9 protein-coding genes are annotated in these 11,768 nt (G+C 62.9%); 3 read left to right on the top strand and 6 right to left on the bottom strand.

What is annotated here, in order from left to right:
* Window positions 1-178: 178 nt before the first annotated feature.
* Together ilvN and QWJ46_RS29400 are read right to left on the bottom strand one after the other, a co-directional pair.
* Window positions 179-751 carry an acetolactate synthase small subunit gene (gene ilvN, locus QWJ46_RS29405; protein ID WP_011426035.1) on the bottom strand — a complete coding sequence of 191 codons (573 nt, stop codon included), beginning with the start codon at window positions 749-751 and terminating at the stop codon, window positions 179-181.
* 80 nt (window positions 752-831) lie between these two features.
* Window positions 832-2,622, bottom strand: a complete 1,791-nt coding sequence (locus QWJ46_RS29400) for an acetolactate synthase 3 large subunit (RefSeq protein ID WP_184459974.1) — start codon at window positions 2,620-2,622, stop codon at window positions 832-834.
* A gap of 321 nt (window positions 2,623-2,943) precedes the next feature.
* Here QWJ46_RS29400 and QWJ46_RS29395 point away from each other — a divergent pair, with 321 nt between their 5' ends.
* Window positions 2,944-4,968: an ATP-binding protein gene (locus tag QWJ46_RS29395; protein ID WP_302755952.1), complete on the top strand. Its 2,025-nt coding sequence runs from the start codon at window positions 2,944-2,946 to the stop codon at window positions 4,966-4,968.
* Here QWJ46_RS29395 and QWJ46_RS29390 read toward each other — a convergent pair.
* Complete coding sequence (locus tag QWJ46_RS29390) at window positions 4,953-5,867, bottom strand: dihydrodipicolinate synthase family protein (RefSeq protein ID WP_302755961.1); 915 nt, start codon at window positions 5,865-5,867, stop codon at window positions 4,953-4,955. The genes QWJ46_RS29395 and QWJ46_RS29390 overlap by 16 nt on opposite strands.
* Before the next feature lie 18 nt (window positions 5,868-5,885).
* Window positions 5,886-6,500, bottom strand: a complete 615-nt coding sequence (locus tag QWJ46_RS29385; protein WP_184459976.1) for a LysE family translocator — start codon at window positions 6,498-6,500, stop codon at window positions 5,886-5,888.
* A 94-nt stretch (window positions 6,501-6,594) separates the two neighbouring features.
* Here QWJ46_RS29385 and QWJ46_RS29380 point away from each other — a divergent pair, with 94 nt between their 5' ends.
* On the top strand, window positions 6,595-8,100 hold the full coding sequence (locus tag QWJ46_RS29380; RefSeq protein ID WP_302755948.1) for a PLP-dependent aminotransferase family protein: 1,506 nt from the start codon (window positions 6,595-6,597) through the stop codon (window positions 8,098-8,100).
* 3 nt (window positions 8,101-8,103) lie between these two features.
* On the opposite strand, the gene miaA is transcribed toward QWJ46_RS29380, so the two are convergent.
* The gene (gene miaA, locus QWJ46_RS29375; RefSeq protein ID WP_302755946.1) at window positions 8,104-9,000 is read right to left on the bottom strand and encodes a tRNA (adenosine(37)-N6)-dimethylallyltransferase MiaA; all 897 of its coding nucleotides are present in this window, start codon (window positions 8,998-9,000) and stop codon (window positions 8,104-8,106) included.
* Between miaA and serB the strand changes: the two genes are divergently transcribed.
* The gene (gene serB, locus QWJ46_RS29370; protein WP_302755944.1) at window positions 8,999-9,889 is read left to right on the top strand and encodes a phosphoserine phosphatase SerB; all 891 of its coding nucleotides are present in this window, start codon (window positions 8,999-9,001) and stop codon (window positions 9,887-9,889) included. The two genes, miaA and serB, sit on opposite strands and share 2 nt — an antisense overlap.
* 95 nt (window positions 9,890-9,984) lie before the next feature.
* Here the strand turns inward: serB and QWJ46_RS29365 are convergent, their stop codons facing one another.
* Window positions 9,985-11,697, bottom strand: a complete 1,713-nt coding sequence (locus QWJ46_RS29365) for a DegQ family serine endoprotease (RefSeq protein WP_302755941.1) — start codon at window positions 11,695-11,697, stop codon at window positions 9,985-9,987.
* Window positions 11,698-11,768 lie beyond the last annotated feature (71 nt).

Here is an 11,768-nt window from a genome sequence, read left to right as displayed (position 1 = left end):
TCGCAGCAATCGACAAGCCGCCTCCCGTCAATCCAAGCCGGCCAAAACCCAAAACATCGCCAAACCAAATGGCTTTCTTTTATGCCTGACAATTTCCCCGGACAGCCCTGCGTCAGAACGGGGAGAGGGTTAGGGTGAGGGGCACCCATTGGCGTAAACCTAACAAGCCGGGTGGAACTCACATCCCCTGCGCACCACGGTTCATCGCGGCAATACCCGTCCGGCAGACCTCGATCAGCCCAAGCGGCTTCATGATCGCGATGAACTGGTCGATCTTCGACGACTTGCCGGTGATCTCAAGAATGAAGTGGTCGATCGTCGCGTCGACCACCTTGGCATGGAAGGCATCGGCAAGCCGCAGCGTCTCGGCGCGCGTTTCGCCTTCGCCGATCACCTTAACCAGCGCCACTTCTCGCTCGATCGGCCGATCCTGGCCGAGTTCCCGGGCCCGCACCGTCAGATCGACGACGCGATGCACGGGCACGATGCGTTCGAGCTGCGCCTTGATCTGCTCCAGCACATGCGGCGTCCCGCGGGTAACGATGGTGATGCGGGACAGATGCGCCTGGTGCTCGGTCTCGGAGACGGTGAGGCTCTCGATATTGTAGCCGCGGCCGGAGAACAGGCCGATGACACGAGCAAGGACGCCGGGCTCGTTGTCGACGAGAACCGAGAGCGTGTGGCTCTCGACCGCGGTCGTTTCCGGAGAGATGAAATAGGCAGAGCCCGTGGGCTGAAGGTGTGCGTTCATGGTCCTGGGTTTCCTCTCGCCGCATAACCCCGAAAATCGGCCACGATTTTCGGAAAGGAATTATGCGCAATTATTAAGTCTTAGACGAGCTGGCGGCCCTTGGCATCGATCGCGTTGGCGACCGCTTCGTCGGTGGCTTCGTCGGGCAGCAGCATTTCGTTATGCGCCTTGCCCGAGGGGATCATCGGGAAGCAGTTGGCGAGATTGGCAACGCGGCAATCGAAAATGACCGGCTTCTTGACCTCGATCATCTCGATAATGGCATCGTCGAGCTCGTCCGGCTTGTCGCAGCGCAGGCCGACGGCGCCATAGGCTTCCGCCAGTTTGACGAAATCGGGCATCGCTTCCGTATAGGAATGCGACAGGCGGTTGCCGTGCAGCAGCTGCTGCCACTGGCGCACCATGCCCATATACTGGTTGTTCATGATGAAGATCTTGATCGGCGCATCGTACTGGATCGCCGTCGACATTTCCTGGATGCACATCTGGATCGAGGCATCGCCGGCAATGTCGATGACGAGGCTGCCGGGATGAGCGATCTGGACGCCGAGGGCCGCCGGCAGGCCGTAACCCATCGTGCCCAGGCCGCCCGAGGTCATCCAGCGGTTCGGCTGTTCGAAGCCGAAGAATTGTGCTGCCCACATCTGATGCTGGCCGACTTCGGTGGTGATGTAGGTGTCGCGGTCCTTGGTATGTGCAAACAGCCGCTCCAGCGCATATTGCGGCATGATCACGTCGTTGTTCTTCGTATAGGCGAAGGAGTTACGCGCCCGCCAGCGGGCGATATCGCTCCACCAGCCTTCGAGTCGGTTCTTCTCCGGCTTCTTCGGCAGCGCCCGCCACAGGCGGACCATGTCTTCGAGGACATGGCCGACATCGCCGCGGATGCCGATATCGACGCGGACGTTCTTGTTGATCGAGGACGGATCGATATCGATATGGATCTTCTTCGAGCTCGGCGAGAAGGCGTTGAGGCGGCCGGTGATGCGGTCGTCGAAGCGGGCGCCGATGCAGACCATGACGTCACAATCATGCATCGCCATGTTGGCTTCGTAGGAGCCGTGCATGCCGAGCATCTTCAGCCAGTTCTTGCCGGAAGCGGGATAGGCGCCGAGGCCCATCAGCGTCGAGGTGATCGGGAAATCGGTGAGTTCGACCAGCTCGCGCAGCAGTTTGGAGGCCTCGGGGCCGGAATTGACGACGCCGCCGCCGGAATAGATGATCGGACGGCGCGCATTCGCCATCAGTTCGATCGCTGCATGGATCTGGTTGAGGTCGCCCTGGATCTTCGGCTGGTAGCTCTTCTGGATCGCGTAATCGGCGGGCGGTGTGTAGGTGCCGGTCGCAAACTGCACGTCCTTCGGAATATCGACGACGACGGGCCCGGGACGGCCGGATTGGGCGATGCGGAAGGCCTCGTGAATGATGGCGGCGAGCTGATTGACGTCCTTGACCAGCCAGTTGTGCTTGGTGCAGGGCCGGGTGATGCCGACCGTATCGCATTCCTGGAAGGCGTCGGAGCCGATCAGCGGGGTCGGAACCTGACCGGTCAGGCAGACGAGCGGGATCGAATCCATCAGCGCATCCTGCAGCGGCGTGACCGCATTGGTAGCGCCAGGGCCAGAGGTCACCAGCATGACGCCGACCTTTCCGGTGGAGCGGGCATAACCTTCGGCCGCATGGCCTGCCCCCTGCTCGTGGCGGACGAGGATGTGCTTGATGTCGTCTTGCTGGAAGATCTCGTCATAGATCGGCAGGACCGCGCCGCCGGGATAGCCGAAGATATGTTCGACGCCGTTGTCCTTCAGCGCCTTGAGAACGATCTCCGCCCCCGTCATCCGATTGCCTGCCGCCTGATTGTCCGTGCTCATCTGTCTTTTCCGTTTGATGCTGGGATTTGCGTTTGTGGCCGGGAGCCCGATTTCGGGCACAAAAAAAGGCCCCGGAGGACCTGTCATCTAGCGCATGGGTGGCTATCGCCGGATGGTTACACCATCCTGCCCATGCGCCTTCCCACCACGATAAGAGCCGTTGCGATTTTCATGGCGGGAAGTGATAGACAGAAAATTTCGCAGCGTCAACGCATGCCGCAATAAAAAACTGCCCCGCGTCCGCGCCTCTCAAAATCGATAGGATGAAGGATTTGTTAAAGGATCGACTTTATCCTTTAACGCTACTGCAAGGAGTAGCCTTTGCTCAACAACGACTTGCGCATGTCTGGCAAGGCAGGCGAGCACGATCGACGCGACGGCCATACGCCGGGAAATCGCTTTCTCGGCCGCGTCGTTGCATGCAGCGGCTCCAGGGCGACCATTGCCGCCGTCGCCGAACAGGGCGGCACCGATCTCACCGAACTCTGGTCTGTCGGCCGGCTGATTTCGATCAGCGTCGGCCGCAACCGCGTCGTCGCCCTCGTCTATTCCATGAATACCGGCAGCCATGCCTGGGGCGAAGGCGAGGACAATTATTTCAAGATCGAGACGGAGCTTCTCGGCGAAGTCCGCGTCGATGAGGACGGGCGCGAGGAATTTTCGACCGGTATCTCGCGTTATCCCTATCTCGGCGCCATCGCCCATCGCATCCGCGCCGCCGACCTGATGCGCATCTATGATGCCGGAACGGGGACGACCGCCGTCATCGGCAAGCTGACGCAGGACGAAAGCATCGATGCGGCGATCCATATCCCCTCGATGCTCTCCAAGCATTTCGCCGTCGTCGGCTCGACCGGCGTCGGCAAATCGACGGCCGTGTCGCTGCTCCTGCACAAGGCGATCGCGGCGGATCCGAAGCTGCGCGTGCTGATCCTCGATCCGCACAATGAATTCGCCGCCGCCTTTCCCAAACACGCCGTCACCATCGATACCGATACGCTCGACCTGCCCTTCTGGCTGATGCGGCTCGAAGAGTTTGCCGAAGTCGTCTTCCGCGGCCGTCCGCCGGTGCCCGACGAGCTCGACATGCTGCGCGACATCATGCCGGAGGCCAAGCGGGCCTTCCGCGGCAGCGACAATTCTCTGGTGCGCCGCACGACGGAAAAGAGCTCAATTACTGCCGATACACCCGTCCCCTACCGCATGGCCGACCTGCTGGCGCTGATCGACGAGCGCATCGGCCGCCTGGAAGGCCGTACGGAAAAGCCTTCCCTGCGGTCGCTGAAGATGCGCCTCATCGCTGCGATCAACGATCCGCGCTATCACTTCATGTTCTCCAACAATACGATCAGCGATACGATCACCGATACCATCGCGCAGATCTTCCGTATTCCCGGCGATAGCAGGCCGATCTGCACCTTCCAATTGGCGGGCATCCCTTCCGAGGTGGTCAATTCGGTCGCTTCGGTGCTCTGCCGCATGGCCTTCGAGGTGGCGCTCTGGAGCGATGGCGCCATCCACATGCTCGTCGTCTGCGAGGAAGCGCACCGCTATATCCCGTCCGATCCGAACCTTGGCTTCATCCCGACGCGCCAGGCGATCGCCCGCATCGCCAAGGAGGGCCGCAAATACGGCGTCTCGCTCGGCATCATCACCCAGCGGCCGGGCGAGCTCGACCAGACGATCCTATCGCAATGTTCGACGCTCTTTGCCATGCGCCTTGCCAATGACCGTGACCAGGAAATCATCCGCTCGGCCATCCCGAATTCGTCGATCTCGACGACGAGCTTCATCTCCTCGATCGGCAATGGCGAAGCGATCGCCTTCGGCGAGGCGATCAGCGTGCCGATGCGCATGCGCTTCTCCCGTGTCGACGAAAGCCTCCTGCCGAAGGCCGCCAGCGCCAATAACAAGCACAGTGAGGAAGATCCCGACACGGTCGATCTACGCAAGATCGTTACCCGCATGCGGGCGGTGACCGTCAGCCCCGACATTTCAAATTTCCAGCAGAGCGTTGCGGCATCCATGCCGGGTTCCGATGAGGCGGAGGAAGCCGACGAGGCTTTCGACACAAAGCCCGTCCCCCCGCTCGCGCCGGCTTCGGCGCCACTCGAATCCTACCGGCGCGAATTACTACCGCAGGCGCCGCGGCTGGACCCCGCCGAGCCGGCCCCGATCGATCCGCGGCTGGACGCGCTGCGCCGCGAACTGCGTCGCGAGGAACCGGTCTTTCCCCGGCCGGCGCCGCCGGCCGATCAGCCACCGATCACCCGCCGGGAACCCGGCCCGTCGTTGCGCGAAAGCATACTGAAAAAGCCGCTGAGCAGCCTTTACAACAAGGATTGATGTTCCAGCTCGATCAGCGGCTGGACAATGTCGAGCACACGCTCGCGGTCCGCCGGCCCAAGCCGCAGGAGGGGACGCGGAAGCTCCGCCCGGATATCCAGGAGATGCTCGGCCATCATATAGACCACGCGAATGCTTCCATACGCCTTGAACACCTCCCAAAGCGGCTGCAGCAGATCATCGAGCCGCCGCGCCTCGCCGTCATTGCCGGCCATGGCCGCTTTCGTCAGAGCGAGCGCCGTGCGCGGAAGCAGGCCGCCGATGACACTATACCAGGCGTCTGCGCCTGCAAGCAGTGCCTCCGCCGCGCCCCAATCGCCGCTGTAGCCGATCGCGAGATCGGTCTTTTCCCGCAATAGCGCAAGCTCCCCTCGTAAGTCGCCGTCAACAGGCAGCGGCATTTTCACCGCCTTGATCGTCTCGATATCGGAGAGGCGCTGCAGAAGCTCGCGGCTGAAGGTGAAGTGCGTCGTGCCGGGATTGTTGTAGATGCAAAGCGGAAGCCTGGTCGCCTTCGCCACTGCGAGGAAATGCTGGTAGGCCTCTTCCTGGGTCAGCGGCGTATAAGACACAGGCGCAAGCAGAAGCGCATCCGCGCCGGCAGCCTCGGCGTCCCTGGCAAGATCCACGGCATGATCCGTCCTCAGAGCACCGGCGCCGACAACGAGCGGAACACGACCCTTGACGCAGTCGACCGCCGCCTTGACGGCCCGCAGCCGCTCCTCGCGCGTGAGATAGGCGTAAATCCCGGTGCTGCCGAGAAGGCCGATGGAGGCCACAGCTGACTCGCACAGGCGTTCCAGCAAGCGGCCAAGCCCCTCAGTGTCGATCCGGCCATGCGGATCGGCAGGCGTTGGCGGAAAGGCCGACAGGCCATGAAACGGCGAAGGAGACATGATGCAATCCTCAAAGGGCGGTCAATGGGAGAACAGCAGGCGCGAACCCGCGCCGGCGAAGAAGACGGCAAGACTTCCCTCGATCCAGCGGCGCGCCCGCGCATACCCGCGCACCATCGGCGCCGTCGAGAAAAGCACGGCATAACCGGAAAAAATCGAGATCCCGAGAAGCACGCAGCCGGCGAAAGCCATGACGGCCATTTCAGGCGACGCGCCAGGCCTGAGGCCGAGAGACATGATCGCCACCCAGGCCAGCACCGCCTTCGGGTTCCCGAGATGCATCAGGATTCCACGCCGATACAGCGCGCCGAGCGCGGCAGCAGGCCGGGAGAACTCACCTGCCGGCCCATCCGCGGCAACGGCCGAGCGAGCGGCCTTCCAGGCGAGCCAGAGGAGATAGAGCCCACCCGCAATTTTGAGGACGATGAGGGCCTGAGCATAGCGGACCAACAATGTGGAAATGCCGGTGACCGCGATCAGACCCCAGCAGGTCGACATGGTGATCACCCCGGCGGCGAGTGCAAGCGCCGGCCGGCGCCCTTGGCGCATTGCCACGTTCATGATGGCCATGTTGCTTGGCCCGGGACTGCCTGCCGCGATGACATAGGCGATATAAACGACGAGAAGATCTTGCATTTCCATTTTCCAGAGGCCGCCACTCGCTTCCTTCTTGCGGAAAATTGGTTCATCATGAAGCGCCATTTTCAAGAATCTTCATGGACCATTTTCAATGTCCAAGCGGCGCAGCAACATCGAGATCCCTTCGCTCCATGCGATCGATCGAACCGCCAATATCAGCCGCCAGCTTGCACAGGCTCTCAGGAGCGCCATTGCCCGCGGCGAGCTGAGGCCCGGCGAGCGCCTTCCCTCGACGCGCACGCTCGCAGCCTCCCTGAAAATCGCCCGCGGCACCGTCGTCGAGGTATTCGACCAACTGACCGCCGAAGGTTATCTCGAAGCGAGAGTCGGAGCCGGAACCCGTATTGCCGCGGCTCTGATGGATGCGACGCCCGTGCTTCCGCCGCCACCGGCAGCGCCGGTTGCGGATACTCTGGATCTGCCCGCCCCGGCCGCCCGGCTGATATCAGTCGCCCGCGCGCTCGTCCCTCACCCGCCCGTTCCCTTCGCCGTATCAGTCCCGGCCTCCGGCATTGCGCCTGACGACAACTGGCGCCGTCTCGGCAATCGGGTGCGTGCGTCCAAAGAGGCTGCCCCATCAGGCTATCACGATCCGATGGGCCTGCTCGAGCTGCGCCTCGCCATTGCCGAACACGTCCGCCGCGCCCGCGCGGTTCATTGCGAACCGGAACAGGTCGTCGTCACATCGGGCACCCAGCAGGGCCTCTACATGGCCGGCCGCGTGCTGCTGTCGCGCGACGATCCTGTCTGGGCCGAAGACCCGGCCTATCCCGGCCTCACCGCCGTGCTCGACGATCTCGGCCTGCGCACGCACCGCATCCCGGTCGATACGCAGGGAATGAACGTGGAGCGCGGCCTCGAACTCTGTCCGCAGGCGCGCGCCGCATTCGTGACGGCGTCGCACCAGTATCCGATCGGCATGCCGCTCAGCATGGCGCGACGCAACGCCCTGATCGCCTGGGCCGACCAGGCCCGCGCCTGGATCGTCGAAGACGATTACGACAGCGAATTGCGTTACGCCGGCCACCCCTTCCCCTCGATGCAGGGCCTCTGCCCCTCACGCGTCATCTATCTCGGCACCTTCAGCAAGGTCCTCTTTCCTTCGCTGCGCCTCGGTTATGTCATCGCCCCTCCTCAGCTCGCGGAAGCCTTCGCCGGTGCGCGCGCCATTCTCGACCGGCATTCGCCGACATCAGAACAGCATGTTCTCGCCGCTTACATGAAGGAAGGCTATTTCGAAGCCCATATCCGGCGGATCCGCGGCCTCTATGCCGAACGTCGGGCATTCCTGCTGTCGGCGTTAGAACAAGCCTTGCCCGAGGGGTGCCGCATTCAGCCGAGCGACCAGGGCATGCACATTCTCCTGTGGCTGCCCGCAGAAATCGACGATGTACGGCTCGCGGCGCACGCGCTGTCTTCCGGCATCGCGGTTCGCGCCATCTCCCCCATGTATGCGGACCCGCCGGCGCGCCCTGGCCTTATGCTGGGTTTCGGCGGCTTTCCGGAGGCGCAACTGCAAGCAGCGGTCAGCGATCTCGCCAGACTGCTGCAGGCGCATATCGCGTATACTGGTGCGGAAGGTCCGCAACGGGGATGAGGCCTAGGCGCTCAGCCTTTGCCAGCTCTCGTCCATCTGATTGCGGAACCAGGTCATTTGCCGCTTGGCATATTGCCGTGTCGCCGCAGCCCCTTTCTTCAACACCTCATCGCGCGTCATCTCGCCCTTCAGCATCGCCGCGATCTGCGACACACCGATGGCCTTCATGACAAGCGCCTCGGCCGGTAGGCCGAGCGCAAGCAGCGCCTTTACCTCGTCTTCCGCACCCTGTTGCAGCATCTTTTCGAAACGGCCGTTGATGCGGGCATGCAGCACCGCCCGGTCCGGCAGAACGACAATTTTGCGGGCCTCGTCGGCATTGATCACCACAGGCCCTGACCGACCCTGGAAATCAGCGATCGAGCGTCCCGTCGCTTTGATCACCTCCAGCGCCCGGACGATGCGCTGGCCGTCCTGGCGGTTGAGGCTTGCCGCCATCACGGGATCGACGTCAGAAAGCTCGGCGTAAAGCGCGTCCGGCCCCTCCTCCACGAGTCGCGTGCGCAATTCTTCCCGCAGCGCTTCGGGAATATCCGGCATGTCGGAGAGACCGCCGATCAGCGCCTTGAAGTAAAGCCCCGTGCCGCCGACGAAGACCGGTAGCTGCCCGGCGGCTCTGAGCGCCGGCAAAAGCGCCGAGACATCGCGCAGCCAGGCGCCTGTGGAATACCCGGCCCCAGCCGGCACGTGGCCGTAGAGATGATGCGGCACGCCTTGCATCTCCTCTTCGGACGGACGCGCGGTCAGCACTCGCAGCGTATCGTAGATCTGCATGCTGTCGGCATTGACGACCGCGCCGTCATGGCGTTTGGCCAATTCGACGGCAAGCGCGGACTTGCCGCTGGCGGTCGGCCCGGTTATCAGGATCGCGTTCTCTACGCTCAGAAGGTTTTCCATCATGGCCCTCGTTGCCACGCTTGTTGCCAATCCGTCAAATCCTGTGCTTACTCCCGGCATCGCCGAACAAGCGGCCGAGGCAGTAACCGCTTCCGGCCTCTACTGGCTGGCCGACGGCGTTGCCTGCGACATCGCGCTACGCGACGGCACGGATGCGCAAGCCGCCGAGGCCAATCTTCTCGCCGTCATATCAAGCGCCCCCATCGACCTCGTCATCCAGGACCAGGACAGCCGCCGCAAGAAGCTGCTGATCGCCGACATGGATTCGACGATGATCGGCCAGGAATGCATTGACGAACTCGCCGCCGAAGTCGGCCTGAAGGAGAAGGTCGCCGACATCACCGCCCGCGCCATGAATGGCGAGATCGCCTTTGAGCCCGCCCTGCGGGAGCGCGTCGCCCTCCTGAAAGGATTGCCGATCTCGGTTGTCGACGAGGTCATCGCCAAGCGCATCACACTGACGCCGGGGGGGCCGGAGCTGATCGCCACGATGAAGGCGAAAGGTCATTACACCGCTCTCGTCTCCGGCGGCTTCACCGTCTTTACCCGCCGCATCGCCGCCACTCTCGGCTTCGACGAAAACCGCGCCAATACGCTGCTGGACGAGGATGGCATTCTCTCCGGCTTCGTCGCCGAACCTATCCTCGGCAAACAGGCAAAGGTGGATGCGCTGAACGAGATTTCGGCAAGCCTCGGCATTTCGCCACAGGAGGCAATCGCAGTCGGCGACGGCGCCAATGATCTCGGCATGCTGCAGCTCGCCGGCTCCGGTGTCGCCCTCCACGCCAAGCCCACCGTCGCCGCTCAGGCGCAGATGCGCATCAATCACGCCGACCTGACGGCGCTGCTATATATCCAGGGTTACCGGAAGACCGATTTTGTGACGGCGTGAACGTCCGATTTCAACAGAAGACGGATGTACAACCAAGGCGGAGAGGTTGAGCGAGAACAGGAAGGCGGCACCTGGTCGCCACCGCCGCAGTTCTCCTATTCCATCGGCACCGCCACGAACCGCAGATCGCCGTTTGCCGATGCGATCATCAGCTGGGCGTTGCGACGGCCTTCCTGTTTCAGCGATTTCACCTTGGCCGCGACCGCATCCGGGGATTTCATGAACTCCTGCGCCACCTCGACGATAACGTCCCCCGGCTTCAACCCCTTTTCGGCCGAGGCGGAGCCGGGCTCCACCTCCGTGACGACGACGCCGTCGACGCTTTCGGCGATGCCGAAAGCCTTGCGTGTTTCGGGACTGAGGAGCGACAGCGACAATCCGAGCACGTTCTTCGGCGTAGCCACATCCGGCGATACCTGGCCCTGTTGGTGCTGGTCCGGCGCCGGTGCGCCCGGTGCGGGCGCTGCCTGATCGCCGGTATCCGGCTGGTCCATATCGTTGTTCTCGTCGGGATCAGGGGTGATCACGCCGTCCTGCGAGCCATCGGGCGCTGCATCGCCGGATGCCGCCTGATCGCTGTCTTCGAGCCGGCCGAGCTTCACCTTGACGGTCTGCTCCTTGCCGTCGCGCAGCACCACGACGTCGACTTCTTTTCCGACCGTGCTTTCTGCCACGACGCGCGGCAGGTCGCGCATTTCATTGACCGCCTTGCCGTCGAATTTCAAAATGACGTCGCCCGCCTTGATCGAGCCGTCGTCGACGGGGCCGCCCTTGATGACGCCGGCGACCAGTGCGCCCTTGGCGGTGTCGAGCCCGAGGCTGTCGGCGATGTCGTCGGTCACCGGCTGGATGCGCACGCCGAGCCAGCCGCGCCGCGTCTCGCCATACTGGCGCAACTGCTCGACGACGCCGGAAGCAAGTTCGGACGGTACCGAGAAGCCGATGCCGATCGAGCCGCCGCTCGGCGAGATGATCGCCGTGTTGATGCCGATCACTTCACCCTTCATGTTGAAGAGCGGCCCCCCGGAATTGCCCTTGTTGATCGCCGCATCCGTCTGGATGAAGTTGTCGTAGGGGCCGGCATTGATGTTGCGGCCGCGCCCGGAAATGATGCCGACCGTCACCGAACCGCCGAATCCGAACGGATTGCCGATGGCCATGACCCAGTCGCCGATGCGCATCTCGCTGGAATCGCCGAATTTCACCGATTTCAGCGGCGTCTTCGGCTCGACCTTCAACACGGAAAGATCGGTCTTCGTATCCGTGCCGATCAGCTTCGCCTTGAGCTTCGAGCCGTTGGCGAAATTGACTTCGATGTCGTCGGCGCCCTCGATCACGTGGTTGTTGGTGACGATATAGCCGGCCGGATCGATGACGAAACCGGACCCGAGCGAGCTGACGTTATGGTTGGGGCCCTTGTTGCCCTGCTGTTTGTTGAAGAAGTCGTTGAAGAATTCCTGGAATGGTGACCCGTCAGGGGCGCGCGGCGCCGGACCGACCCCTTCGTCATCCTTCACATTCTGCGAGGTCGAGATATTGACCACAGCATCGAGCAACCCTTCGGCGAGATCGGCAACGGAAGCCGGACCGTTGGTCGGCACGATGGTCTGAACCGGTGGCGTCTGCTGCGGCGTGGCAGATGCAGGTGGCGTGGGAGCAGCCGGAACAGGCGCGGCAACCCCGGGCGCTGCTGTTTCAGGCGTGGTTTGCGCAAAAGCAATACCGCTCATGCCGGCTTGCGCCAGCATGGTGGCGCTGGCCAGAAGCGCGAGCGTTCGTCTGAAGGGCAAGCGAATCGTGGGGGCCATCAAGCTTCCTCATAAGGGGGTAAACGCGCATATTCAGCACCAGCATAAGGCGGAATGATGGAGGGTGAAAT

Source organism: Rhizobium sp. CBN3, assembly GCF_030518245.1.
GTDB lineage: Bacteria > Pseudomonadota > Alphaproteobacteria > Rhizobiales > Rhizobiaceae > Rhizobium > Rhizobium aethiopicum_A.
The sequence above is the reverse complement of the archived record's forward strand: the minus strand, read 5'-3'. Positions and strand labels throughout refer to the sequence as shown.

Bases quoted from the DNA above. Each gene is read 5' to 3' on its own strand.
- miaA (WP_302755946.1), bottom strand. From the start codon at position 9,000: ATGATGGAAAACCTTCTGAGCGTAGAGAACGCGATCCTGATAACCGGG.
- QWJ46_RS29380 (WP_302755948.1), top strand. From the start codon at position 6,595: ATGTCCAAGCGGCGCAGCAACATCGAGATCCCTTCGCTCCATGCGATC.
- QWJ46_RS29400 (WP_184459974.1), bottom strand. From the start codon at position 2,622: ATGAGCACGGACAATCAGGCGGCAGGCAATCGGATGACGGGGGCGGAG.
- ilvN (WP_011426035.1), bottom strand. From the start codon at position 751: ATGAACGCACACCTTCAGCCCACGGGCTCTGCCTATTTCATCTCTCCG.
- serB (WP_302755944.1), top strand. From the start codon at position 8,999: ATGGCCCTCGTTGCCACGCTTGTTGCCAATCCGTCAAATCCTGTGCTT.
- QWJ46_RS29365 (WP_302755941.1), bottom strand. From the start codon at position 11,697: ATGGCCCCCACGATTCGCTTGCCCTTCAGACGAACGCTCGCGCTTCTG.
- QWJ46_RS29385 (WP_184459976.1), bottom strand. From the start codon at position 6,500: ATGCAAGATCTTCTCGTCGTTTATATCGCCTATGTCATCGCGGCAGGC.